This is a genomic window from Halorubellus litoreus (assembly GCF_037081675.1).
GTDB classification, from domain to species: Archaea; Halobacteriota; Halobacteria; order Halobacteriales; family Natrialbaceae; genus Halorubellus; species Halorubellus litoreus.
Map to the genome: position 1 here is coordinate 1,330,918 of NZ_JAZAQL010000001.1, position 25,306 is coordinate 1,356,223.

Consider the following 25,306-nt stretch of genomic DNA (forward strand, 5'->3'; position numbering starts at 1 on the left):
CGTTCAATCCTGATGGCCTCGACGCAGTGACGCGTTCGGTACTGGTGTCCTCGACCGGTTGAGACCGTCGGCGTCGGGGGTTCCCGGAACTGTTTTACGCGCCGCGAGGCGACGGTTAGCCAAGAATGAGTGAGCTTGAGGACGAATATCGCCTCGATTATTTCGAGGAGAACGGGTTCGTGCGGAAGTCCTGCACGGACTGTGGGGCGAACTTCTGGACGCGAGATCACGACCGCGAGACGTGCGGCGAGCCGCCGTGCGAGGATTACGCGTTCATCGACGACCCGGGGTTCGACGAGCCGTACAGTCTGGAGGAGATGCGGGAGGCGTTCCTGTCGTTCTTCGAGGCGAACGACCACGAGCGCATCGAGCCGTATCCGGTCGCGGCGAACCGCTGGCGGGACGACGTCCTGCTGACGCAGGCGTCGATCTACGACTTCCAGCCGCTCGTCACGAGCGGTGAGACGCCGCCGCCCGCGAACCCGCTCACGATATCCCAGCCCTGCATCCGGATGCAGGACATCGACAACGTCGGGAAGACGGGGCGGCACACGATGGCGTTCGAGATGATGGCGCATCACGCGTTCAACGCTCGCGAGGACATCGAGGACCCCGAGCAGTACGCGTACGAGGGCGAAGTGTACTGGAAGGACGAGTGCGTCGAGTACTGCGACGAGTTCTTCGAGTCGATGGGTGCGAACCTCGACGAGATCGTGTACATCGAGGACCCGTGGGTCGGTGGCGGGAACGCCGGGCCGGCCATCGAGGTCATCTACAAGGGCGCCGAGTTGGCGACGCTCGTCTTCATGTGCATGGAGCTCGACCCCGACGGCGAGTACGAGCTGAAGGACGGGAACACGTACTCGTTCATGGATACGTACATCGTCGACACCGGGTACGGCCTGGAGCGGTGGACGTGGATGAGTCAGGGGACGCCGACGGTGTACGAGGCGGTGTACCCGGACATGATCGCGTTCCTGAAGGAGAACGCGGGCATCGAGCTCTCCGACGAGGAGGCGGAGCTCGTGCATCGCGCGGCGAAGCTCGCCGGCCACATGGACATCGACGAGGCCGAGGACATGGAGAGTGCGCGGGACAACATCGCGCGGAAGCTCGACGTCCCCGTGAGCGAGCTCGAGGCCCTCATGGAGCCGCTGGAGGACATCTACGCCATCGCCGACCACTGTCGGACGCTGGCGTACATGTTCGGTGACGGCATCGTGCCGAGTAACGTCTCGACGGGGTATCTGGCGCGGATGGTGCTCCGGCGGACGAAGCGGCTCGTGGACGGCGTCGGCGTGGACGCGCCGCTGGACGAACTCGTGGACATGCAGGCAAAGCGCCTCGAGTACGAGAACCGCGACACCATCCGTGACATCGTTCGGACGGAGGTCGAGAAGTACCGGGAGACCCTCGAGCGCGGCGGTCGGAAGGTCGAGCAGCTCGCCGAGGAGTACGCGCGGAAGAGCGAGCCGATTCCGACGAGCGAGCTCATCGAGCTCTACGACTCGCACGGTATCCAGCCGGATATGGTCGAGGAGATCGCGGCGGAGTCGGGTGCGGACGTGAACGTCCCGGACGACTTCTACTCGCTGGTCGCGCAGCGTCACGACAGCGAGGAGGCGTTCGAGGAGGAGGGGAGCGAGGGCGACGACCGCATCGACGACCTCCCGAAGACGGAGCGGTTGTACTACGACGACCAGCAGCGCACGGAGTTCGAGGCCGTCGTCTTGGACGTGTTCGAGCGCGACGACGCGTTCGACGTGGTGCTCGACCAGACGATGTTCTACCCCGAAGGCGGTGGGCAGCCCGCGGACACGGGGACGCTGTCGGACGACGACGACACGTACACGGTCGAGGTCGAGGACGTCCAGATACGCGACGGCGTCATCCTGCATCGCACGGACGAGCGCCCCGAGAAGGGCGACATCGTCCGTGGCCAGCTCGATACGCGTCGACGCCGGCAGTTGATGCGGAATCACACGGCGACGCACGTCGTCATCCACGCGGCCCGGCAGGTGCTCGGCGAGCACATCCGGCAGGCGGGCGCGCAGAAGGGCGTGGACTCCTCCCGTATCGACGTCCATCACTACGAGCGCATCGACCGGGAGGACGTCAAGCGCATCGAGCACGTCGCGAACGAGATCGTGATGGAGAACACGCCCGTCACGCAGGAGTGGCCGGACCGCCACGACGCGGAGGCCGAGCACGGGTTCGACCTCTACCAGGGCGGTATCCCGCCGGGCGAGAACATCCGCCTCATCCACGTCGCGGACGACGTGCAGGCGTGCGGTGGGACGCACGTCGCGCGGACGGGCGACATCGGGACGATCAAGGTCCGGAACGCGGAGCGCGTGCAGGACGGCGTGGAGCGGTTGACGTTCGCGGCCGGTGAGGCCGCGATCTCGTACACGCAGGAGGCCGAGGACGCGCTCTACGAGGCGGCGGACGTCCTGGACGTGAACCCCGAGGAGGTGCCCGAGACAGCGGAGCGGTTCTTCGAGGAGTGGAAGGCGCGAGGGAAGGAGATAGAGGACCTCAAGGAGGAGCTCGCGGCGGTCCGCGCGAGCGGTGCGGGTGACGCCGAGGAGGTCGACGTCGGCGGGACGCCCGCGGTCGTGCAGCGCCTCGACGCTGACACGGACGAACTCCGGGCGACGGCGAACGCACTCGTCGAGGAGGGCAAGATAGCGGTGTTCGGCTCCGGCGCCGGCGGGAGCGCGCAGTTCGTCGTCGCGGTCCCCGAGGACGCGGGCGTGAACGCCGGCGAGGTCGTCGGCGAGCTCGCGAGCAAGGTCGGCGGCGGCGGTGGCGGCCCGCCGGACTTCGCGCAGGGCGGCGGCCCGAACGTCGACGCGCTCGACGACGCATTAGAGGACGCCGCGGACGTGCTGCGCGCCGTGAAGAACGCCTGACGTCGGTTCACCCGAACGCCTGACGTCGGTTCACGCCGTCGTGTTTTCGTGACGGTTCCACTCGCTTGGTTTCGAGGACGTCGCTCGGGGCGTCGACGCGACGTGGGACGTCCCAAAGCTAGTACGTGAAAAATCTCAGCGGAGCTGAGTTTGCGCAGCGTCGTTGCGTTTGCGACTCTAGTTAGCGGCCTGCTGTTGTTCGGTGAGGTAGGCACCGATCTGGTTGAACTCGTCGACGAACGTGTCGTAGTCGTACTGCTGGGCGTGAAGCATCGAACTCCAGCGCTGGGTGATGCTCGTCAGGAGGCCGGCCTCCGCGATTTCTTCCTCGGTAGCCCCGTTGAGCTCGGCGGCGCCCGAGTGGAACGTGGAGCAGTATTGGCAGTGGTGGGACGACGCGACTGCGAATTGCATGAGCTCGCGGTACTTCGGCGGGATCTCGGTCTCGCCGAGCGTGTACTGCTTGAAGACGGGCCACTCGTGGACGAGCGCGTCCTCCGGGACGGCTGCCATGAAGCCCGGGACGACCCCGAGGGTGTCTTCGATGTCTGTTAACGTATCCTGATAGCTCGTGTTGGTGGTGGGGGTTGCTGCCATAGTGTTGTCTCGTCGGTGAGCCTCTGAGAATGTCTTGCTGGGTCCCGATATCGACGATGAACCAGGGGCGAACTCGGAGATTCGGTGTACGGTACGAGACCCACGGGAATAAACATCCACTATTATTTGGTACAGTTATGCGTTCGTCTCGTTCAGTGACGGGGAGCGGCTCGTACGGTTCCTCGAGGGACTCGAGATCGCTTTCTCCAAGGTCGATCTCGACGGCTTCGACTGCGTCCTCGAGGACCCAGTCCTGCCAGTCGCTCGACCCGAAGCTCATGCACCCAGACAGATCTTGCCCACCGTGAGCCCCGTGTTACCAAGTGTCGTGTACTCCACGTCCGCGGGAGCGATTAAAAAGTTTCCAGAACGCGAACGTCGACGCGAGCGCGGTCGCTGTCGAGCGTTGGAAGGTCGCACCCCCCGAACCGGGGGGCGCGATGAGGAATGATAGTGGCGTATCCCAGTCGGTCACTCGGTGCGTGCCGAGTGTCGGTCAGGAGGCAACGACTGATCCGATTACGCGCAGGGCTCTCGCCCTATGGGAATACTCGGCATCATCCGTCTAAAACCTATTGGCTAAATGAACGGCCGTCGGTCGCGGTGGTCCGAGGTGGGGTCAGGCGTCGAGGCCGAGCGTGGCGGTGGCGGCGTCGGCGACGGCGTCGAGGTGGGGTTCGGGGGCGTAGACGCCGGCGCGCCACTGGACGTCCTGGGCGGCTTGGAGGCCCTGGACGAGCGGGGATTCCTCGTGGAGGCGACGGACGTCGCCGTCGACGACGACGCGCGTGGAGGATTCGGGCATCGAGGGGCGGCCGGGGACGTCGAGGTGGACGAGCGCGGGGTGGAGGTCGGCGGCGGCGGCGACGTCGCGTTCGAGGTCCCGTAGTTCGGCATGGGTGGCGTCGACGACGTGGTCGGGCGTCTCGTCGAGTTCGAGCCAGCACGCGCGCTTGTAGAGGTCGCGCGTCCCGAGGCGGGCGGCGGCGTCGGCGGTCGCCGGACAGTCGCGGAGCGCGGCGAGGAGTTCGTCGTCGGTCATGCGCGCGAAGTCCTCGGCGTGCAGGCTCGTCTCGTCGAGCAGGCGCTCGCAGGCGCGTTCGAGCATCGTGCCGGCGATGCGGGAGACGTGATGGCGGTAGACGGTCGCGTTCATGAGCGCGCGAGCGACGAGCAGCGATTCGGCCGATTGGACGTTCCCCTCGGCGAGGACGAGGTCGCCGTCGACGTACCGCAGCGCGCGCAGGAGTCGGCCCTGGTCGATGGTGCCGTAGGGGACGCCGGAGTGGTGGGCGTCCCGGACGAGGTAGTCCATGCGGTCGACGTCGAGTTCGCCGGAGACGAGTTGTCCGAGCCGTCCCTGGCCGTCGATGCGGTCGGCGACCGCGTCGGTGTCGAGCCCGTGGCTTTCGAGGACGCGCCCGACCTCGCCGGTCGCGATGATGTCGTGGACGTCGTCGTGGTGCCGGCCGAGTCGGCGCTCGATGACGCCCTCGGTCTGGTGGCCGTAGGGACCGTGGCCGACGTCGTGGAGGAGCGCGGCGGCTTCGACCGCTTCCGCACGAGAACCGTCGATATCGAGGTGCCGGCACGCGCGCCGGGCGAGGTGGTAGACGCCGAGGGAGTGCTCGAAGCGCGTGTGGTTCGCGCTCGGGTAGACGAGGCGGACGGTCGAGAGCTGCTTGACGTGCCGCAACCGCTGGAACGCCTCCGTGTCCAGCAGGTCCGCGGCGACGCCCTCGACCTCGATGTAGTCGTGGACGCTGTCCTTGATCGCTCGCATTGGCCTATCGATAGCCGGGTGCGTGCAAAAAGGACGCGAATCGGTCGGCGACCGGTTCTCCTGGTTTCAAGCCTGCGGGCGTTCGAGTCCGTGGTATGCCGACTGTCGAGCGCGACGGAACTGAACTCTACTACGAGACCGCTGGGAGCGGTGAGACGGTCGCGTTCGTCCCCGATATCGGGACGGGCGCGTGGCTGTGGGGCTGGCAGCACGCGGCGCTCGCCGGTCCCTACGAGACCGTGGTGTGGAATCCACGCGGGACGGGCGAGTCGTCGCGGCCGCGCGGGGACCTGTCGATGCGGACGTTCGCGAACGATCTGGACGCGGTCCTCGCCGATATCGGCGCGAGCGCGACGCACGTCGTCGGGTGCGGGCTCGGCGCGATGGTCGCGCTGGAGTACGCGCGCCGGAAGGGGCGAGCGCGAAAGCTCGTGCTCGTCTCGGGTGCTGGGCGCGGCGACGCGTACGACCCCGAGCCGCTGTTCGCGGACCCCGGCGACGAGCGAGCCTGCCGGGAGACCCTCGAGTACGCGTTCAGCGACGACTTCCGTTCCGAGCAGCCCGACGCCCTCGACGACGTCGCGGCGTGGCGCGCCAGCGAGGACGCCGACCGCGAGTCCTGGGACCGCCAGCGCGCCGCGCTCGACGACTGGGACGCCGACCCGCTCTACGAACTGGACAATCCGGCGCTCGTCGTCGACGGCGGCGCGGACGACCTCCTCGACGCGAGCGCGGGCGAACGCCTCGCCGACGACCTCCCACGGGGCGAACGCCAGTCGTTCCCCGACGCCAGCCACTTCGTGCACGCCGAACGCTCCCGCGCCGTCAACGACGCGGTTCTCGGGTTCCTCGATACCGCGGACTGACCCAGCATCCGGCGGCCCCCAGGCCGCCGGTTCCGCTGCTCTCCACTGACCCAGCATCCGGCGGCCCCCAGGCCGCCGGTTCCGCTGCTTTCGACTGACCCAGCATCCGGCGGCCCCCAGGCCGCCGGTTCCGCTGCTTTCGATTGACCCAGCATCCGGCGGCCCCCAGGCCGCCGGTTCCGCTGCTCTCGACTGACCCAGCATCCGGCGGCCCCCAGGCCGCCGGTTCCACGCGCCGTTGTAGACGGCGGCAACGTCTCGATGCGACGCAAGCGTTTTTCCCACGCAACTGTTCGGTTCTGGTGATGCGACGACCCCGTATCGCGTTCGTGGATGCTTCGCACGGCGACCCTGGAACGCGCCGGAACTTCCGGCGCGAGCTCGACGCGGACCTCGTCGAGTTCGACGCGACCGAGTGCGAGCTCCCGTGCGGGTTCGAGTACGACGCGGTCGTGGTGACGGGGTCGCGGTCGTCGGTGTACGAGGACGAGGCGTGGATCGATGGGACGCGCGAGTGGGTTCGCGAGGCGGTCGAAGAGCACGGCCTGCCGGCGCTCGGCGTCTGCTGGGGGCACCAGTTGCTCGCGGACGCGCTCGGTGGCACGGTCGAGGACATGGGCGAGTACGAGATCGGGTACCGCGAGATAGAGCGCGCGTTCGACGACGCCGACGCGGACGTTGACCCACTGCTCGCCGGCGTCCCCGAGTCGTTCACGGCGTTCACGACGCACTCGGATTCGGTCGTGGAACTGCCGCCGGGCGCGACGGAGATCGCGCGGAACGACTACGGGAATCACGGGTTCCGGGTCGGTGACGCGTTCGGCGTCCAGTTCCACCCCGAGTACGACCGCGAGATGGCGCGGTCGGTCACCGCGGGGAAGGACGAGTTGAGCGACGAACGCAAGCAAGCGGTGTACGACGGCATCACCGCGGAGGACTACGCGGCGGCGTGCGAGACGAAGGCGTTGTTCGAGAACTTCACGGCGTACGTTCGCGCTCGCGCCGCCGACGGCGTCGCCGCGGACTGAGCGGTCGCGCGTCCCCTGGCGCGCGGCGGCCGAGAACTGCAAAACTCTTGGTCGCGTATCTCTTCGCTCGTCGTGTGAACGTGGGTTCGATGGTCGTGGCGCTCGGGGAGCGACGAACGCGTCTGGCGGTGTACGTCGCGGTCGTGGTGGTGCTTTCGCTCGCACTGGGGTTCCAGGCGGTGACCGCCGGCGGGACGACGACGACGACGAGCGACGACGGCCGCTGGACGCCGACGTCGACACCGGGCGACGCGACAGGGACGACGAACGGCTCGACCGACAGCAGCGCGACCGACTCGGCGGTTGATCGGACGGGCGTGCTCGTGACCGTGCAGAGCTACGGCGGGTTCGGCCAGAACAACGGTCGCGCGGTCGTCGTGAACGACGGTGGCGTCGTGTGGTCGTTCGCGCCCGAGGACTCGCGCGTGTTCGACGCCGAGATGCTCGAGAACGGGCACGTGCTCGTGTCGTACGCGACGGCGCTCCCGGCGAGCGAGTGCCCGGAGCGCACGCTCGAGTACAAGGACGACCGCTGCGTGCGGAACAACGTCGTGGAACTCGACTACGAGACGAAGGACGAGGTGTGGGCGTACCGCTGGTACGACGCGTTCATCACGCACCACGAGGTCCACGACGCCGACCGCCTGCCGAACGGCGAGACGGCGATCGTCGACATGGGGAACGACCGCGCGTTCGTCGTGAACGAGAGCAAGGACGTCGTGTGGAACTGGTCGGCGCGCGAGCACATCGGACCGGGGAGCGACTTCTGGGAGAAATACGGCGGGCCCGAGCGACCGCGGCCGGAGAGCGACTGGACGCACATGAACGACATCGACCAGCTCGCGGACGGCGACTTCTCGCTGTCGATACGGAACTTCGACGTCGTCCTGGAGGTGAACCGGTCGACGAAGGAGATAGAGCGCGTCGTCGGCGAGGTCCGCGGCGGGAAGGACGTCGAAGGGCGCGAGCCCATCCTGGACGACCAGCACAACCCGATGTGGGTGTCGAGCGAGCACGTGCTCGTCGCGGACTCGGAAGCGGACCGCATCGTGGAAGTGAACGCGTCGACGCAGGCGGTCGTGTGGTCGTACGGCGACGGCCTGCTGTGGCCGCGGGACGCGGACCGCCTCCCGAACGGGAACACGCTCGTGACGAACTCGCTCCGGTACGAGGTCGAGGAGGTGACGCCCGACGGCGAGGTCGTTTGGCGGTATCGGGTCGCGTGGAACGGGAAGCGCGGCATTCCCTACGAGGCCGACCGCGTGCAACTCCCCGAGGAGCCCGACGGGATGCCGACGCTCGGCGACCGCGCGAGCGACGCGGCGACGACGTCCGGGGCGTCGACGTCAACGGGGACGGCGGCCCCCGAGGCCACCGGGGCACCGTCCGAGACTGCGGCGCCGCAGGCGACCGGGAGTGACGGCGGGTCGGGTGCCGGGAGCGATGCGGGCGGGAGCGCCGCGGGTGACGACGGGAGTGGCGGCGGCGTCGTGGAGCGACTCGCCGGGTACGCGTACCTCTACCTCCCGTTCTGGGTCGGTGGGGTCGAGCTTGCGCTCGTCGGCGTCGGCGTCCTCGTGGGCGTCGTCGCGGTGCTCGACGGCGTCGCGTTCGCTATCGGACGGTTTCGCGACGTGAACGCGTAAGGAGGCGAGTGGAGCGCGACGGTGGCTGGCTTGCGCGCGGTCAGCGCGATTCGAGGTCGCGTTCGAGCGCGCGGAGGCGCTCGATGCGGTTCTCCGTACTGGGGTGCGTGCGGAAGAGGCTCCCGACGAACCCCTTCTTGATGGGGATGATGAAGAACGCGTTCATCTCCGATTGTTCGCGGGCGTCCTCGGTCGGGATCTTGTCCATGCGACCGCTGATCTTCATGAGTGCGGACGCGAGCGCGCTCGGGTTCCCGGTGATGGCGGCGCCGCCGCGGTCGGCGGCGTACTCGCGGTACCGCGAGAGCAGGCGGATGAGGAGGAAGCTCACGATCCAGACGACCAGCGAGACGAGGATGGCGACGACGACGCCACCGCCGCCGTTGCGGTTCCCGCCACGGTGTCCGCCGCCGAAGAACGCGCCCCAGCGGACGATGAGAAACGCGAGACTGGAGAGGAAGGAGGCGACGGTGATGACGAGGACGTCGCGGTTCTTGATGTGCGCGAGTTCGTGCGCGATGACGCCGTCGAGCTCGTCCTGATCGAGCATCTGCATGAGGCCCTTCGTGACGCAGACGGTCGCGTTCTTTCGGTTCCGGCCGGTCGCGAACGCGTTCGGGACCTGCGTGTTCGCGACCGCGACGGTCGGCATCGGGAGGTCGGCTTGCTGACTGAGGCGTTGCACGGCCGCGTGGAGTTCCGGGTACTCCTCGCGGGACACCTCCTTGGCGCCCATCCCGTAGAGCGCGATGCGGTCGCTGAAGTAGTACTGTGCGACCATGAACGCGCCCAGGCCGATGGCGATGACCCACCAGCGAGTGCCGAGCGCGACGGTGAGGCCGGCGGCGAACGCGAGGTAGACTGCGAACAGGAGGAACATGGTGATACCCATGCGCGTCCGGAGTCCCCAGTCCGTCTTCCACTGCATGCGTTCACGTAGGCGTCCGACGGGGATAAATCCGGGTATGGCTCGCTTGCGCACGCACCGAGGCCGCGGAGTCGCGCGAAGCAACAAGGTTTACGTCCTACTCGCGCGTTGACGTAACGAATGTCCACCCGCGAGGCTGGACTCCTCGAGTCGAGCATCACGCTCGTCACCGCGGTCGTCGTCGGCGTCGTCAGCGGTATCACGGTGGTCGCGGCACCGCCCGCGCTCACCGAACTCGTCGTGCTGGCGAGCGACCTCGCGGGGACGTTCTACGCGGGCGTCCTCCTCGGGACGATGCTCGGCCTCTTCCTCGCGGGCTTCACCGCGTTCCTCACGTACCGCGTCTACCGCCTCCAGCAGGTGACGACCGGCGAGGTGTCGAACGACATCGGGCCGGGTTTCGCGCCCACGGCCGCCCCCGAGGTGACGTACTCGGGCGCCAGCGACCCGCCGTGGTTCGACATGTACCTCGTCGGCGTCGTCACCGCGCTCGTCGCCGCGGTCCTCACGCCCGTCGTGTACGCGCCGCTCGCCGCCGGCGTCGTCGGGGCGCTCGGGAGCGCGCGGTTGTTCGGCGGGCTCTGAGGCGCACGGCGCCGCGGCGGCGGGTCCCATCGGCGGTTCGCGGCGTCTTCGACGAGAACGGCGAGTCCCGGTGCGAGGACGACAATTTAAACCGGGGGAGGCGCCAACCGGAGTGTGATGAAGGTCGCCGACGTGCCGAACCTCCCCGATGCCTTCCGCGAGCAACTGCACGACGACGGCATCGAGGAGCTGTACCCGCCCCAGGCCGAGGCCGTCGAGGCGGGTGTCACGCGCGGCGAGAACGTGGTGGCGAGCGTGCCGACGGCGAGCGGGAAGACGCTCGTCGCCCAGATGGCGATGCTGTCGCGGGTCGCCGAGGGCGGGACGGCGCTTTACATCGTCCCGCTGCGGGCGCTCGCGAGCGAGAAGGCCGAGGAGTTCCGCGCGTTCGAGGCGTTCGGCGTCGATGTCGGGGTGTCGACGGGGAACTACGAGGGGACGAGCGAGTGGCTCGCGGAGAAGGACGTCGTGGTGGCGACGAGCGAGAAGGTGGACTCGCTCGTCCGGAACAACGCGTCGTGGCTCGGGAACGTCTCGTGCGTGGTCGCGGACGAGGTGCACCTCGTCGACGACCGCGAGCGCGGGCCGACGCTGGAGGTCACGCTGGCGAAGCTCCGACAGTTGACGAGCGACCTCCAGGTGGTCGCGCTGTCGGCAACCGTCGGGAACGCGGAGGTGGTCGCGGAGTGGCTGGACGCCGAACTCGTCGACTCGGACTGGCGCCCCATCGAACTCAAGAAGGGCGTGCACTACGGGTCGGCGCTGCACTTCGAGGACGACGACCAGGTCGAGGTCCGCCCGCGGAGCGGCGAGAAGCCCGAGGCAGCCCTGGTTCGGGACGCCCTGGAGGACGGTGGGTCGTCGCTCGTGTTCGTGAACTCGCGGCGGAACGCCGAAGCCGCCGCACGGAGACTCGGCGACACCGTCAAGCCGTTCCTCACCGACGACGAGCAGGCGCGCTGCGAAGAGCTGGCGGCGGAGATACGCGACGTGAGCGACACGGAGACGAGCGACGACCTCGCGGACGCCGTCGCGAACGGTGCCGCGTTCCACCACGCCGGCCTGGCGAGCGAACACCGCAGTCTCGTCGAGGACGCGTTCCGCGACCGCACCCTGAAGGCCGTGAGCGCCACGCCGACGCTCGCCGCGGGCGTGAACACGCCCGCCCGCAGGGTCGTCGTCCGCGACTGGCAGCGCTACACGGGCAGCGGAATGGAGCCCCTCCCGGTGCTCGAGGTCCACCAGATGATGGGGCGCGCCGGCCGCCCCGGCCTCGACCCGTACGGCGAAGCCGTCCTCCTGGCGAAGAGCCACGAGGACCTCGACGTGCTCTTCGAGGACTACGTCGAAGCGGACCCCGAGGAGCTGCGGTCGAAGCTCGTCGCGGAACCGGCGCTGCGGATGCACGTGCTGTCGACGGTCGCGAGCGGGTTCGCGCGCTCGCGGACCGCACTCGTCGAGTTCCTCCGCGAGACCCTGTACGCCGTCCAGGAGGAGGACCCGGCGCGACTGGAGTCCCTCCTGGACGACGTCATCCGGTACCTGGAGCAGAACGACTTCGTGACCCGGGACGGTGACGAGCTCGCGGCGACCGGGCTCGGGCACACGGTGTCGCGGCTCTACCTCGACCCGATGAGTGCCGCGGCGATCGTGGACGGCCTGAAGGCCGCCGACGGGAAGCCCTCGGCGCTCGGCCTCTACCAGCTCGTCTCTCGCACCCCGGACATGTACCAGCTCTACCTGAAGTCGGGGGACCGCGAGCAGTACACCGAGGAGTTCTACGAGCGCGAGCAGGAGTTCCTCGGTGCGGCGCCCAGCGAGTTCGAGGACGCGCGCTTCGAGGACTGGCTGTCGGCGTTGAAGACCGCGCGCCTCATGGAGGACTGGGCGAGCGAGCTCGACGAGGACACCATCACGACGCGGTACGGCGTCGGCCCGGGGGACGTCCGCGGGAAGACCGAGACCGCTGAGTGGCTGCTGGGTGCGGCGGAGTCGCTCGCGACGGAACTGGACCTCGGCGGGGACGTCGTCGTCGGCGTTCGCGAGGCCAGAAAGCGCGTGCAGGACGGCGTGCGCGAGGAGCTGCTGGACCTCGTGGGCGTCCGCGAGGTCGGGCGGAAGCGCGCCCGCCGGCTGTTCGACGCGGGCATCGAGACGCGCGCGGACCTGCGGGAGGCACCGAAGGCGACCGTGCTCGCCGCACTCGGTGGGAAGGAGAAGACCGCGGAGACGATCCTCGAGAACGCAGGCCGGCAGGACGCCTCGATGAGCGACGTCAGCGTCGACGACGCGCCAGACGAGGTCGCCGCCGCCGCGGCCAGCAGCGCCGGGAGTGCTGGCGGTGCGAGCGACGACGGCGGCGACGCCGAGGACGGCGACGACGACCAGCAGGCGAGCCTGGGTGACTTCTGATGCTGGTACTCGAAGGGACTGCGACCGTGGAGGATTTGGACGCGTTCGTCGCGGCGCTCGGCGATGCCGGCGACGCGCACGACTGCGTGGTGCAGGCGTTCGACGCGCGGTACGTCGCCGACCGCGAGCACCTCGCGACCGCACTCCGGTACGCCGCCCGCGCGCACCGCCGCGGGGACGCCATCGCGCGCGACCCGGCGGTCGAGACGCTCCTGTACGCCGCCGGCCGCCGCCAGATCGACCGCGCGCTCGAGATGGGCGTCGGCGAGGGCGAGGGCGACGTCGCGGTCGTCGTCGCGAGCGACTTCCCCGACGACCCGCTCGCCGAGAGCGACGCCGAGCGCGAGTGCGCGGACGCGGTCGCCGAACTGCTCGACGACGCGACCCTTCTCGTCGACCGCGACGGCGGCGCGGACGGGGCGGCGACCACGGCCGAGGGAGCGACCGCGGACAGCGCGCTCGCCGCGACCGACCCCGAGCGCGTCCGCGAGTTCTTCGACGTCGGCGACGCCGAACTGGCGGCGACCGACGCCACGCTCGCGGACCTGGTGCGCGAACGCGTCGTCCTGCTGTCCATCGACCACTGACCGCGGGACCGAGCGGTTCTCGGGCGTTCGAACCGGCGTAACGCTCAATCCGTCGCGCTCGAACGAACCCGTATGGGCGCGCACCTCGAGGACCCGCTGGACATCGGGTCGGTGACGGTCCCGAATCGCTTGTATCGCGCGCCGCTCCTGGAGTGCGCGGGCAACGGCCCGGACGCGGTCGACGCCCTCGTCGCGGACCTGGAACCGGCCGCGGCGAGCGGCGTCGGCCTCGTCTTCCAGGGTGCGACCATCGTCCGCGAGGAGGGTGGGTGTGCCGCACCGGGGATGACTCGCGTGCACGACGACGACTTCGTCTCGCGGCTCTCGCGGCTCACGGACGCCATCCACGACCACGGTGGGCGGATATTCGTGCAGTTGGAGCACGGCGGGCTCCGGTCGATGGAGACCTGGCACGCCAGATATCGACGCGAACACCCCGACCAGACCCAGCTCGCGGTCTCCCGGCCGCCGTGGCAGTTGCGCGCACTCGATACGGTGGGGTTCCTCGACTACGACCCCGACGTGATGACGACCGCGGACGTCGACGAACTCGCCGCGGACTTCGGGCGGGCCGCAGCCCGCTGCGTGGACGCCGGCTACGACGGCATCCACCTCGCCGGCGCGAACATGGGCCTGCTCCACCAGTTCGCGACGCCGTTCTACAACCGCCGGAGCGACCGCTACGGCGACCGCGGCGCGTTCTTCGAGCGCGTGCTCGACGAGATACGCGACCGCGCCGGCGACGTTCCGGTCGTCACGAAGGTGCCCGCGGAGACGCCCGCCCCGCGGGTCGTCCGCCGCCACCTCGACCTCGAGGACGGCGTCGACCTCGCGGTGCGACTCGCGGACTACGGCTACGACGCCGTGGTGCCCGTGCAGACGAACGTCTTCTGGGACATGAGCATCGTCCGCGGCGCGTACCCGAAGCGCGCGTGGACCGACGAGTCGCTCCAGGACGCGTACGCCGAGGCCTTCGGGAGTCGCTGGCGCGCACTGGGCGTCCGCGCACTCAACCGCCTGCAGGCTCGCCGCATGGACTTCGACGCCCCCTGGAACGCCGAGTTCTGTCGGCGCGTCCGCGAACGCGTCGACGTCCCCGTCCTCTGCGAGGGCGGCGTCCGCGAACGCCGCGAGATGTACCGTCTTCTCGGTGCCGCCGACGACGACCCCGACGCTGCTGGCGGCGACAGCGCGCCCGCCGCGGACGCCGTCGGCCTCGCACGCCCGTTCTACGCCGAACCGCGCCTCGGCGCCCGCCTCCTCGACGACCACGGCCGCGAGCACGTCACCCCAGGAACGCGCGTCGTCTGCGAGTCCTGCAACAACTGCACCGTCCCGCAGGCCACCGGCGCACCCGGCGTCTGCCGGACCCCGAGCGTCCTCCGCGAACGCGGCCGCCTCGAGAAACGTGGTGCGTACGACCCTGACGACGAAAGCCCGAAACCACCCGAAACCGGCAACATAGACGACAGCGGGCCGACAGACCGATAACCCTCCACGCCAAAACTCCAAGGTACTTGCCACCGTCTAACAGGGGGGTGACCTGACACACCAATGCCGCAATGCAACGTCTGCATGGCCGACGTCGACGAGAAGGAAGACACCCACATCGAGGTCGTCAAACCGATGGAGTACAAGGGCGAGACCCAGCAGATACGGCACTACTACTGCTCCGTCGCCTGCCTCATGGAACACGCCCAGGACTGACCGCGCCGACCACGCGCAGACCCCTTCGTTTCCACTGGAGAATCACACGAAGGCGTAACGGTCGATGACGAAATCGAAGAAGTAGTTCCACCAGGATTCGAACCTGGGTCGTTGCCCCCAGAAGGCAACAGGATTGGCCGCTACCCCATGGAACTTTTCTGACACGTCTTCCGGGTGTCGGCTCGCCGGAATCCAGCAGATAGTACCGGCCTTGGATATTTGAGTGTTGCGAATCGAACGAGGTACGCCATCCGGTACCGGGTCACCGGCGCGTCCTCCGCGAGAGTTCCAACCACGCCAGACCCCGATGCTATCGATCGGTGTCCGCATGAACGACGCCCGCATCTCGGTCGTTCAGGCTCGCTCGATGTCGACGCCATCGAGAGTGAACGGGTCGTCGAGCGTACCGGATGCCCGCGGGCAATGCAGTACGCTTCATGGGGTGACGACGAAACCTCCGCGAGTCCCCGGTTCGTGGTCGCTTGAACTCCCGAGACTGTGTTGACATCATTAGTAATTCGTATCGGTAGTTACTGATGATATAACGATTTTTGAGGCAGGGATTTGAACGGGCGGATGCTGTGGTATCCGACAACGCACTGCGCGTGGCTGGAACGCTGACAGTACTGCTTCTCGTGGTCACCGCGTCGCCGGCAGCGGCGGCAGCGGCGGGCGGGGCCGCGACGAGTGACGCACCCGGTGACGGGGACGCGGTCGCCGCGGCGGGCTCGGCGACCGTCGCGCCCGACGGGAACGAGACGAACGCGACGACGCTGACGGTGCTCGCGTACAACGACGTCCAGACGGCGGCGTCGGACCCCGGCCGGATGGGTCGGCTCGTCGGCGTCGTGAACGAGCGACGGGCGGCGCACGACAACCCGACCGTCGTGGTCGGTGGCGGCGACGAGGTGAGTCCGAGTTCGCTGTCGCCGATCAGCCAGTGGCGCGTCCCGGTGGACGTGCTGAACGTCATGGAGCCGGACGCGGAGGTCGTCGGGAACCACGACCTCGACTACGGGTTCGACGCGGTCGGGAACTACAGCGAGGAGTCGGCGTTCCCGTGGCTCGCGGCGAACGTCGTCCACGAGGACGGGAGCTCGATTCCCGGGACGAGCAACTACACGATCGTGGAGCGCGACGGCGTGCGCGTCGGCGTCGTGGGGCTCGTCGACGACGCCATCAAGTCGAAGACGGCGGTCGACTTCGACGAGCGCGGGTATCGCGTCGCGGACTTCGCGCGCGTCGGCGACCGCATCGCGACGACCCTGAAGACCGAGAAGGACGTCGACGTGGTCGTCGCCGCGGCGCACATCGGCGTGCCGGAGTCCGAGGAGCTGGCGCGCGAGAGCGACGCCATCGACGTCATCGTGACCGGCGACGACGAGGTGGCGTACGCGCCGCAGACGACGAGCGGGACGACCATCGTCGAGGCGCAGGCCCGCGGCGCGTTCGTCGGCGAGGTGAACCTGACCGTGAGCGACGACGGCGTGTCGCTCGCGAGCGGTCGACTGGTCGCGGTCGACGAGAACTCGTCGGTGAACGAGACGGCGAAGGCCATCGTCGAGGACGCGCGCGGCGAGCAACTCGAGCGGGTCGCGGGGCGGACGACGGTCCCGCTCGACTCGACGTTCGCGTCGAACTACCACGACGAGACCGCGTGGGGGAACCTCGTCACGGACGCGTTCCGCGCGGAGACCGGCGCCGCGGTGGCGGTCACGAACGCGGGCGGTATCCGCGGGAACTTCGTGATGGAACCCGGGACGGTGACGTACGGCGACGTCTACACGTCGCTGCCGTTCGGGAACTACCTGGTGACGAAGGAGATGACGGGCGAGCAGCTCCGCGAGCTGCTGGCGAGCCAGGTGGTGCCGCGGACGTCGAACTACGGCGCGGAGGCGAAGCTCCAGGTGAGCGGCGTCTCCTACGAGTTCGTCCCCGACGAGAACTCGAGTCAGCCGGTGCAGGACGTACGCGTGAACGGTGAGGCGCTCCGCGAGGACGCGACGTACAACGTGACGATCAACTCGTACATGGCCGGCTGGGGCTTCGAGGACCGGTACGGATGGTCGTTCAGTGACCTGCCGACGACGAGCGTCGACCAGTCGCTGTACGGGTCGGTCGTCGCGGAGTACGTCAACGAGACGACGCCGGTGTCGCCGGCTGACACGAACCGCATCCGTCGCGTCGACCTGCACGTCGGCGAGACGACGGTGCCGGTTCCGCCGGGTCGGTCGGACGAACTGACGGTTCGCGTCGACGTGCCGGCGAGCGTGTCGTCGGTGAACGCGTCGACGGTCGACGTGCAGAACGCGACGACGGGGTCGGTGTCGGCGACGAGCGCGACGATGCGCGACGGCGTGCTCGTCGCGACGTTCGACCGGGCGGCGTTCGAGACCCTGGTCGCGTCGAGCAGCGACCTCGACCTGTACGCGCACTACGACGGGAGCCTGTACGGCGCTGACAACTACTTCCGTGCAGCTATCCTGAACGTCGACCTGGACGTGCCGCCGGGCCATCAGGCCGATGGGCCCGGGAAGGCGTCCGGCGGCGACGAACGCGGGCCGCCGTCGCACGCTGGCCCGCCCGCGCACGCCGGGCCGCCGGCACACGCCGGCCCGTCCGCCGACGACGACGATGACGACGAGGACGAAGACGCTGTCCTTGCTCCTGTGACCAGTCGCGCGGTCGCGGTCTACTGACGGGGCGACGCGGACACCCTCGCTTCTTCACCGATTCGCTCGCGGCGCGACGGGTCACGGCCGGCCCGTCGACGCCGACCGAGCGCGCCGTGTGAACCACTGTTCGTGCATACATCGACGCCTATTTGCCGTGGTCTTGCGCACGGTCGTGTATGTACGTTGGGCGATTCGTCGTCGTCGGTCCGGACGTGGCAGCGTATCGAGTGAGTTCGCGGTCGTTCCCGAACCGCGAGATCCGAGAGCGCGAGGACGCGCTGACGGTGGGGCCGACGGCGAACGCCGAGGAGACGGACAACCCGTACGTGGAGTACAACTGCGTGCGGGAGACGACCGACGGCGCGCAGGCGGTGCTGGGGAACGGGTCGCACGTCGACCCCGTCGTGGAGAAGCTCGACCTCGGGTATCCCGCCCGGGATGCGCTCGCGAGCGTCCTGCTCGCCCTGGACTTCGAGAAGGACGACTACGATACGCCCCGCGTCGCGGGCGTGCTCGACGACGACGGCGACGCGTACGTCGGTATCGTCCGCCGCGACGCGTTGTTGGTCCGGAAGGTCGACGAGCCGACCATCGTCGCGACCTACGAGAGAGATGCGCCCGAGGCGTTCGCGCTCGACGCGACTGACGCCGAGGGTGCGGCCGCCGAGGTGTACGAGCACGCGTTCGAGCACGCGGTCTGCGCCGCGGGCGTGGCGCGGGACGGAGACGGGTTCGAGACCGCGGTCCACAACGGCTGAGGGCGCTCGACGCGCGCCGACCGCGCCGAAGGTCCGCGCGGCAGTCAGTTCAGTCGTCGCCGTGGGCGTCGTGCGCTCGCGTCGCGTCGACGTGGAAGTGCTCGTCGACGTCACCGGCACGGCGGCGCTCGCAGAACTCGGCGGCCGCAGTCCGGCCGAGTGCGACGAGATCCTGGATGAAGTCGGCGTCGCGGTCGAGTTTCGTCGCGTACGAGAGGTCGCGGTCGAGTTCGATGCGGCGGAGTTTCACCTGCTGGAAGTCGCTCTCGGGGAGGTGACCGGCGTCGATCCAGTCGTTGACGCGCTCGAGGAAGTGCAGCTGTTGGTTCAGGGAGATGTTCCCGGAGAGCTCGTTCCGGCGGTCGCGTATCTCGCGGAGCGTCGTCGGCCGGTCGTCCGTGTCCTGTGGGTTGATCTGCACCACCCAGAGTTCCTCGGGTTTCCGGTCGCGGTCGACGTCCATGAGGTCGCGGATGGGTGGGTTGTTCGAGAACATCCCGTCCCAGTGGAGGTGGCCGTCTATCTCGACGCCCGGGAAGAGGTCGGGGATGGCGCTGGAGGCGAGGATGGCGTCGGCGGTCACGTCGCCGTCGACGAACGTCTCGAACGCGCCCGCGTCGACGTTCACGGTCCCGACGGCGAGCCGTGGACAGTCCGAGGTGGCGAGGTCGGGGAACGCGTCGAAGTCGATGTTCGCGGTGAGCGCGCGCCGGAGGCGACGCTGGCCGAGCGCCGCGCCCGGGTTCTGGTAGGGGCTGATGCCGGGCGTCGGATAGCCCGTGGCTTCGACGCTCGACCCCCAGACGGTGACGCCGTTGAGCGCGCGGTCCATCGGCGTGGTCGCCGCGACGTCGTGCCAGACCGCGTCGAGGACGCCCGCGGGCGTCTCGTCGTCGGCGAGCAGACCGTACCACGCGGCGCTCGCGCACACCGCGCCGCCGCTCGTGCCCGAGAGCCCGACGACCTCGCAGTCCGGGTCGTCGAGCAGGACTTCGAGCGCGCCGGCGGTGAACGCGGTGTGGCTGCCGCCGCCCTGGCACGCGATGGCGACCCTGGTGCGGTCGTCGGATTCGGTCGCGTCCTGTTCCGTGGCCTCGTCGACGTCGGCGTTCGGGTCGTCCGCCATCAGTACGTGAAGAGGTGGCCGCCGTCCCACGTGAGGTCGCCGCCGTCGAGGTGGCGGCCGTGCTTGCTGAACCCGAGGACGAAGAGGTTCGCGACCTCGACGGGCTCCATCATCTCCTTGACCTTCGCGTCGCCGAGCATCACGTCCTCGACCACTTCCTGCTCGCTGATGCCGCGCTCCTGGGCCGTGTCGGGTATCTGTTCGGTGACCAGCGGCGTCTTCACGTAGCCCGTGGACACGCTGAACGCGCGGAGCGTGCCGTCGCCCTCGGCTGCGATGGACTGCGTGAGTCCCCGCAAGCCGAACTTCGCGGAGATGTACGCGGCCTTGTCCTCGGTCGCGGTGTGCCCGTGGATGCTCGCCATGTTCCCGATGGCACCGGTTCCACCGTCCGACTCGCGGATGTGCGGCATCGCGTGTTTCGCGAGGACGAACGGCGCACGGAGCATCACCCGGTGCATGAGGTCGAACTTCTCGACGGGGAACTCCTCGATGGGGTCGATGTGCTGGAGGCCCGCGACGTTCGCGACGAACTTCACGTCGCCGAGGTCGGCAGCGGCGTCGACGATGCTCGCGATGTCCTCGTCGACGGTGAGGTCGGCCTCGTGCGTCTCGACGCTCCCGTCGACGTCGAGCTCGTCGGCGCGGTCGACGGCGTCCGCGAGCCCGGCCTCGTCGAGGTCCGTGGCGAGCACCGTGAGGCCGTTCGCGGCGAGCGCGACCGCTGTGGCGCGACCGATACCGGACGCGGCACCGGTGACGATGGCGACGTTCCCCGCCTCGAACGCGGGGTCGTCGACGGTCATGACGTTGTCGTGCGTGACGGGTTCGGGCGCGAAGTCCTCGGAATCGGCGGTCATCGCCTAGACGCGCGCCCGCCGACGGCAAGAATCTACCTCCGGACCGCCCCGAGGAGCGGCCGTCGGACTGTCCCGACGACTGTCCGCCGAACCACCCGGATACCCTGTACATTCACCGGGAGACTGAAAGGGTCGAGTGGCATACACCGAGCGTATGCGTGTCGCCGTCATCTCCGACGTCCACGGGAATCGCGTGGCGCTCGACGCCGTGCTCGACGACATGCCTCGCGTCGCCGGCGTGCTCTGTGCCGGCGACGTCGTCGGCTACGGGCCGTGGCCGGGCGAGTGCATCGACCGCGTCCGACGCGAAGGTGCGACCGCGGTCATGGGGAACCACGACCGCGCGGTCGTCCAGGACTCGGGCTTCCGGTTCAACGACATGGCGAAAGCCGGCGTCGAGTACGCTCGCGACGTCCTCGACGACGACCACTTCGAGTACCTCGCCGACCTCCCCGACGAACGCCTCGCCGCCGGCGGTCGCGTGAAGGTCGTGCACGGGCACCCCGACGACCCCGACCACTACACGCGCCCCCACGAGTTCTCCCCGCGCCTGCTCGACGACGAGGACGTCCTCGTCATGGGCCACACGCACGTCCAGAGCCACGAGAAGTACGGCGAGGGCATCGTGATGAACCCCGGGAGCGTCGGCCAGCCCCGCGACGGCGACCCCGACGCCGCGTACGCCCTCCTCGACCTCGACCGCATGACCGTCGAGGAACGCCGCGTCGAATACGACGTCGACGAAGTGCAAGCGGCGGTCGAGGAGGCAGGACTCCCGAAGCGCATCGGGACGCGTCTCGCTCGCGGCGAGTGACGCCCCTCGACGTCCGTCCCGCTACCGGACGGTAGCCCGACCGCCGGCGGTTCGAATATGTACCGAGTAATTATCCCGCCTATTTTCTCAAAGGTTTTATCAATGATTCTTCTGTACGAACTTCCGTAATATGTTCGAGAACCTGACGGCAAGCGGAGCCGAGTCCGCCGACGAGAAGCAGTCCCTCCTCGAGAGTCGTGCGGATTCCCTCATCGGTGGCGACGTCGAATCGGCGCACGGCGGCATGGTGAAGCGACTGAGCTGGGCCAGTTTCGTCCAGAACGTCGCGTACGTCGTCCCCACGGTGACGGCGGCCGGAACGGGAGCGTCCGAGGACGCGGACGCTTCCGCGTTCGATTCCGACGTCGTCGACTCGGAGATGTCGCTCGACGAACTCCTCAGTACGCGCCAGGACGCCGCTCAGTAGACGCGATCCGACGACGCGTCGGATAGCGACAAGGACGACGGACGGCAGGGCATCACGCCCTTTAATTTCTTGCTCAGGAAGATAAATTACATAAGTAATTGCAGCTTTCTCGTGCATAAGATGGCAGACGTCGCGCGTCGACGCGTTCGGGCCGACGGACGTACCGGAGTCAGGTTGCCACGACGGTCCTCGACGGAACCGACCACGCCCGACCGTTCGACAACGTGCTCGACATGACCCAGCACCTCGCCGAATACGCGCTCGGGTCGGTGTTCCTCGCCTGGACGGGGCTCACGCTCCTGCAGGCGGTCGACCAGACGTTCGACACGAACGCGACGCGACGACTGCCTCGCGTGGTCGCGTTCCTCGTTCCGAACTGGAACTTCTTCGCACCGCATCCCGGCGAGTGGGACTACCACCTGCTGTACCGGCGCGTCGACGCGACCGACGAAGCGCCGAGTTGGAACGAACTCCCTCGCGTGAACCGAACCCGGTCTCGGCTCAAGTGGCTCTGGAACCCGAACATGCACGTCATGAAGGCGCTGTTCGACATCACGCAGGAACTCACGTCGGTGCTGTCCGAACAGGAGGAGTCCCCGGACGATGCGAACGAACGCCCGCCGGACGACGGGAAGCTACGAGCGGTCGAAGATTCCAGTGTGCAACTGTCGCCCCAGTACCTCTACCTCCTGAACTACGTCGTCTCGAACGCCGACCTCGACGGCGCCGCGAAGGTCCAGTTCGCCATCCTCGCCCACAAGCCCCAGGTCGACGACACCGAGCCGATGTTCGTCTCGGGGGTGCACGAGGTATGACCGTCAGTATCGACGAACTCGTCTTCGCCACGTCGCTACTGGCCTCGCTCTACGCGGTCTACTCGGGAGCGGTCCTCTGGACGCTCCGAGACACGTTCTCGGCGGACGGTTTACTCAGTCGAACCGTCTACGCGACGGTCCTCGAACGGCGACCGTTCCTGTCGAAAGCCGGTCGCCTCCTCGAGGCCCCCGGCTACGTCTTCCTCGCTCGCATCGGTACGGGACTCGCGTTCGCCGCCGTCACCCTGTCTCTCGAGCGCTCCGTCTGGTTCGCGGCGTTCCCCGCAGTGCTGTTGCTCACCGACTTCCTGATAGAGCAACGGGTCGTCGCCGGGATGAGCGGTGCGTCCGACATGTCGACGCTCGTCAACTGCTCGCTCGTGCTGCTCGTCCTCTTCGACGGGCGACCGACGCTCCAGACGATCGTCGTCGCGTTCGTCGCCGTTCAGGGCGTGCTCTCGTACTGCGTCGCGGGACTCGCGAAGCTCGCCGGGTCGAGCTGGCGCGACGGCTCCGCCGTCGAACGGATATTCGCCACCGACTCGTGGGGCGACGACCGCGTCCGCGCGCTCCTGTCGAGCAACGACGCGCTACCGCTCGCCATCGCGTGGTCCGTGATGCTGTTCGAGGTCGCGTTCGTCCTCGTCCTCGTCGTCCAACCCGCGTACGCGATGGGGCTGTTCGGGGTCGGCGTGCTGTTTCACTTCGCGAACTCGGCACTGATGGGCATCAACGGGTTCCAGTTCATCTTCCCCGCGACGTACCCGAGCATCCTCTACGTGAACGAACTCCTCCGCACGTCCGGACTCCTGTAGGTATCGGCGTTCGCTCGAGAACGATTCGACGTCGACGCGTCGCTGGCGGCGGTCAGTACCGGTCCTGAACGAGTTCGAGGGTCTTCTCGCGGTCGTCCCAGTCGACGAAGATGGCGACGCTCGTCGCGCTCGTCATCACGTCGTGGATGTTGATGTTCGCGTCCGCGAGCGGGTCGACGATGTCGCGGATGACGCCAGGGCGGTTCGGGAGTTCCCCGCCGGTGACGCGGACGACCGCGACGTCGTCGTCGACGGTGACCGACGACAGGTGCTCCTCGTCGACGACCTCGCGGTGGAGGATGTTCTCCGCGCGCTCCGCTTCGGTCGCGTCGACGTAGAACGTCACCGAGTCCATCCCCGACGAGACCGCGTCGACGTTGATACCGGACTCCGAGAGCGACTTGCTGAGCGTGTGGAACACGCCCGTCTGGTTCCGGATGGCGCGCCCCGCGACCGTGAGGCACGCGAGCGGGCTCTCGCGCATGTCCACGAGGTTCTCGAACTTCCCCGTCACGCGCGTGCCGCCCGAGAGGAGGTCGCCGTGCTGGTAGTGGACGACGCGCACGCCCAAGTCGTCGTCCTTGTAGCTGAGCGCGCTCGGGGCGACGACCTCGGCGCCGCGGAACGAGAGGTTCCGGAGCTCGTCCACCGATATCTGGCCGACGTTCCGCGCGCCCTCGACGACGTGCGGGTCGCCAGTCATGACGCCCTCGACGTCCGTGATGATGACGACCTCGTCCGCGTCCATGTACTTCCCGAGCATCACCGCGGTCGTGTCGCTCCCACCGCGCCCGAGCGTCGTCACCGTGCCGTCCGGGCCCTCCGCGAGGAACCCCGTGATGACGGGCACGGTCTCCGTGAGGTCGCTCGCGACCGCTGCTGCACGCTCGGTCGTCGTCTCCACGTCCACCTCGCCCGCCTCGTTCGTCACCACCGGCCAGTCGTCGACGCCCGGCTCGTAGAACTTCGCGTCGATACCGCGCGCGGCGAGCGCGGCCTTCAGCATCCGGACCGACGTCCGCTCGCCCATCGACACGATCTCCGCGCGGTCGAGCTCGTCGACCTCGAACTGGATCTCGTCGAGGAGCTCGTCGGTCGTGTTCCCCATCGCGCTCGCGACCACCGCGATCTCGTGGCCCTCGCGGACCGCCGCCGCGATCGAGTCCGCCGCCCGATTGATGCGGTCGCCGCTCCCGAGGCTCGTCCCACCGAACTTCGCGACTACGCGCATCCCGCCACCTCGCAACCGTCACCGTCGACGTCCGCACTTCGAAGAGTCATGGCCCCACCTAACCCGCGCCGCGAGATAACTCCTGTCCTCCGGGGAAAGAACTGCCGGTCACCCACGCGCGTATCCCGGAGCATCGCTTCGGTATCAACCGGACGGACCGCTTGGCGTCCACCGGAAGGACCGCTTGGGGGTTCACCCGACTCCGTCGCGCGAGACGCCCAGACTGCCGTCCGGTCGTCGCGGGGAGTTATGGTCGTGCGGTTCGTTAGCAATCGATGATGCGTGTACGTGACGCGGTGGAAGCGGACGCGGAGGCGATGGCGGCGATCGCCGACTCGCCGGCGGACGTGATGCGGAACATCGTCCACGACCGGACGGTCCGCGTCGTCGAACGGGAAGCGAACGCGCGGGACGAGAACGCCGACGCGAACGACGCTGACCCCGACGACGTCGTCGGGTTCGTGAGCTTCGACGTGCGCGGCGACGTCGTTCACGTCACACAGATAGACGGGACGCCCGACGCCTGCGAGTTACTGCTCGCCGAACCCATCCGGTTCGCCGAACACGAGGGGATGCGCGTCGAGTTGCTCGTCACGGACGCGGACGGCGACGTCGCCGCGGCCGCCGAACGCGTCGGCTTCCGGAACGACGGCGCCGGCCCACGGTTCGACGGCGAACGAACCGTCCGGTATCGTCTCTCACCAGCCTGAACGCCCCTCATCGACTTGCGT

At 68.5% G+C, this 25,306-nt stretch carries 22 protein-coding genes and 1 tRNA gene; 16 read left to right on the forward strand and 7 right to left on the reverse strand.

Annotation, left to right across the window (positions count from 1 at the left end):
• Window positions 1-125 precede the first annotated feature (125 nt).
• Complete coding sequence (gene alaS / locus VYJ16_RS06665; protein ID WP_336349514.1) at window positions 126-2,915, forward strand: alanine--tRNA ligase; 2,790 nt, start codon at window positions 126-128, stop codon at window positions 2,913-2,915.
• A gap of 177 nt (window positions 2,916-3,092) precedes the next feature.
• Here alaS and VYJ16_RS06670 read toward each other — a convergent pair whose 3' ends face one another.
• Both VYJ16_RS06670 and VYJ16_RS06675 read right to left on the reverse strand, forming a co-directional pair.
• Complete coding sequence (locus VYJ16_RS06670; protein ID WP_336349515.1) at window positions 3,093-3,512, reverse strand: carboxymuconolactone decarboxylase family protein; 420 nt, start codon at window positions 3,510-3,512, stop codon at window positions 3,093-3,095.
• Window positions 3,513-4,131: 619 nt separating this feature from the next.
• Window positions 4,132-5,295, reverse strand: a complete 1,164-nt coding sequence (locus VYJ16_RS06675) for an HD domain-containing protein (RefSeq protein WP_336349516.1) — start codon at window positions 5,293-5,295, stop codon at window positions 4,132-4,134.
• A 95-nt stretch (window positions 5,296-5,390) separates the two neighbouring features.
• Between VYJ16_RS06675 and VYJ16_RS06680 the strand changes: the two genes are divergently transcribed.
• From VYJ16_RS06680 to VYJ16_RS06690, 3 genes are all read left to right on the forward strand, one after another.
• The gene (locus VYJ16_RS06680) at window positions 5,391-6,161 is read left to right on the forward strand and encodes an alpha/beta fold hydrolase (RefSeq protein ID WP_336349517.1); all 771 of its coding nucleotides are present in this window, start codon (window positions 5,391-5,393) and stop codon (window positions 6,159-6,161) included.
• Between the two features lie 305 nt (window positions 6,162-6,466).
• On the forward strand, window positions 6,467-7,189 hold the full coding sequence (locus VYJ16_RS06685; RefSeq protein ID WP_336349518.1) for a type 1 glutamine amidotransferase: 723 nt from the start codon (window positions 6,467-6,469) through the stop codon (window positions 7,187-7,189).
• Between the two features lie 74 nt (window positions 7,190-7,263).
• Window positions 7,264-8,835 carry an aryl-sulfate sulfotransferase gene (locus tag VYJ16_RS06690; protein ID WP_336349519.1) on the forward strand — a complete coding sequence of 524 codons (1,572 nt, stop codon included), beginning with the start codon at window positions 7,264-7,266 and terminating at the stop codon, window positions 8,833-8,835.
• Window positions 8,836-8,875: 40 nt separating this feature from the next.
• Here VYJ16_RS06690 and htpX read toward each other — a convergent pair whose 3' ends face one another.
• On the reverse strand, window positions 8,876-9,763 hold the full coding sequence (gene htpX / locus VYJ16_RS06695; RefSeq protein ID WP_336349520.1) for a zinc metalloprotease HtpX: 888 nt from the start codon (window positions 9,761-9,763) through the stop codon (window positions 8,876-8,878).
• Between the two features lie 120 nt (window positions 9,764-9,883).
• Between htpX and VYJ16_RS06700 the strand changes: the two genes are divergently transcribed.
• From VYJ16_RS06700 to VYJ16_RS06720, 5 genes are all read left to right on the forward strand, one after another.
• Complete coding sequence (locus tag VYJ16_RS06700; protein ID WP_336349521.1) at window positions 9,884-10,348, forward strand: hypothetical protein; 465 nt, start codon at window positions 9,884-9,886, stop codon at window positions 10,346-10,348.
• A gap of 117 nt (window positions 10,349-10,465) precedes the next feature.
• Window positions 10,466-12,760: an ATP-dependent DNA helicase gene (locus VYJ16_RS06705; protein ID WP_336349522.1), complete on the forward strand. Its 2,295-nt coding sequence runs from the start codon at window positions 10,466-10,468 to the stop codon at window positions 12,758-12,760.
• The gene (gene cgi121 / locus VYJ16_RS06710; protein WP_336349523.1) at window positions 12,760-13,347 is read left to right on the forward strand and encodes a KEOPS complex subunit Cgi121; all 588 of its coding nucleotides are present in this window, start codon (window positions 12,760-12,762) and stop codon (window positions 13,345-13,347) included. The genes VYJ16_RS06705 and cgi121 overlap by 1 nt, the downstream gene beginning before the upstream one ends.
• A gap of 72 nt (window positions 13,348-13,419) precedes the next feature.
• Window positions 13,420-14,838 carry an oxidoreductase gene (locus VYJ16_RS06715; protein WP_336349524.1) on the forward strand — a complete coding sequence of 473 codons (1,419 nt, stop codon included), beginning with the start codon at window positions 13,420-13,422 and terminating at the stop codon, window positions 14,836-14,838.
• A 63-nt stretch (window positions 14,839-14,901) separates the two neighbouring features.
• Window positions 14,902-15,054 carry a hypothetical protein gene (locus VYJ16_RS06720; RefSeq protein WP_227134142.1) on the forward strand — a complete coding sequence of 51 codons (153 nt, stop codon included), beginning with the start codon at window positions 14,902-14,904 and terminating at the stop codon, window positions 15,052-15,054.
• 82 nt (window positions 15,055-15,136) lie between these two features.
• Here the strand turns inward: VYJ16_RS06720 and VYJ16_RS06725 are convergent.
• Window positions 15,137-15,209 (reverse strand) — tRNA-Gln (locus VYJ16_RS06725).
• Between the two features lie 426 nt (window positions 15,210-15,635).
• Here VYJ16_RS06725 and VYJ16_RS06730 point away from each other — a divergent pair.
• Entirely contained in the window at window positions 15,636-17,753 is a 2,118-nt protein-coding gene (locus VYJ16_RS06730) for a bifunctional metallophosphatase/5'-nucleotidase (protein ID WP_336349525.1), read from the forward strand.
• A 152-nt stretch (window positions 17,754-17,905) separates the two neighbouring features.
• Window positions 17,906-18,487, forward strand: a complete 582-nt coding sequence (locus VYJ16_RS06735) for an IMP cyclohydrolase (RefSeq protein WP_336349526.1) — start codon at window positions 17,906-17,908, stop codon at window positions 18,485-18,487.
• 49 nt (window positions 18,488-18,536) lie between these two features.
• On the opposite strand, the gene VYJ16_RS06740 is transcribed toward VYJ16_RS06735, so the two are convergent.
• Together VYJ16_RS06740 and VYJ16_RS06745 are read right to left on the reverse strand one after the other, a co-directional pair.
• Window positions 18,537-19,613: a patatin-like phospholipase family protein gene (locus VYJ16_RS06740; protein WP_336349527.1), complete on the reverse strand. Its 1,077-nt coding sequence runs from the start codon at window positions 19,611-19,613 to the stop codon at window positions 18,537-18,539.
• Complete coding sequence (locus VYJ16_RS06745) at window positions 19,613-20,473, reverse strand: SDR family NAD(P)-dependent oxidoreductase (protein WP_336349528.1); 861 nt, start codon at window positions 20,471-20,473, stop codon at window positions 19,613-19,615. The genes VYJ16_RS06740 and VYJ16_RS06745 overlap by 1 nt, the downstream gene beginning before the upstream one ends.
• 154 nt (window positions 20,474-20,627) lie before the next feature.
• Here VYJ16_RS06745 and VYJ16_RS06750 point away from each other — a divergent pair, with 154 nt between their 5' ends.
• The 4 genes from VYJ16_RS06750 to VYJ16_RS06765 all read left to right on the forward strand — a co-directional run bounded on the left by VYJ16_RS06750 (window position 20,628) and on the right by VYJ16_RS06765 (window position 23,344).
• Window positions 20,628-21,287, forward strand: a complete 660-nt coding sequence (locus VYJ16_RS06750; RefSeq protein WP_336349529.1) for a metallophosphoesterase family protein — start codon at window positions 20,628-20,630, stop codon at window positions 21,285-21,287.
• Window positions 21,288-21,417: 130 nt separating this feature from the next.
• Window positions 21,418-21,714 (forward strand): hypothetical protein, encoded by a 297-nt coding sequence (locus VYJ16_RS06755; RefSeq protein WP_336349530.1) that lies wholly within the window; start codon window positions 21,418-21,420, stop codon window positions 21,712-21,714.
• 233 nt (window positions 21,715-21,947) lie between these two features.
• The gene (locus VYJ16_RS06760) at window positions 21,948-22,529 is read left to right on the forward strand and encodes a hypothetical protein (RefSeq protein WP_336349531.1); all 582 of its coding nucleotides are present in this window, start codon (window positions 21,948-21,950) and stop codon (window positions 22,527-22,529) included.
• Window positions 22,526-23,344 carry an HTTM domain-containing protein gene (locus tag VYJ16_RS06765; protein ID WP_336349532.1) on the forward strand — a complete coding sequence of 273 codons (819 nt, stop codon included), beginning with the start codon at window positions 22,526-22,528 and terminating at the stop codon, window positions 23,342-23,344. Before VYJ16_RS06760 ends, VYJ16_RS06765 begins: the two co-directional genes overlap by 4 nt.
• A gap of 52 nt (window positions 23,345-23,396) precedes the next feature.
• On the opposite strand, the gene VYJ16_RS06770 is transcribed toward VYJ16_RS06765, so the two are convergent.
• Window positions 23,397-24,575 carry an aspartate kinase gene (locus VYJ16_RS06770; RefSeq protein WP_336349533.1) on the reverse strand — a complete coding sequence of 393 codons (1,179 nt, stop codon included), beginning with the start codon at window positions 24,573-24,575 and terminating at the stop codon, window positions 23,397-23,399.
• A 278-nt stretch (window positions 24,576-24,853) separates the two neighbouring features.
• Between VYJ16_RS06770 and VYJ16_RS06775 the strand changes: the two genes are divergently transcribed.
• Window positions 24,854-25,285: a hypothetical protein gene (locus tag VYJ16_RS06775; RefSeq protein ID WP_336349672.1), complete on the forward strand. Its 432-nt coding sequence runs from the start codon at window positions 24,854-24,856 to the stop codon at window positions 25,283-25,285.
• The last annotated feature ends 21 nt before the right edge of the window (window positions 25,286-25,306 follow it).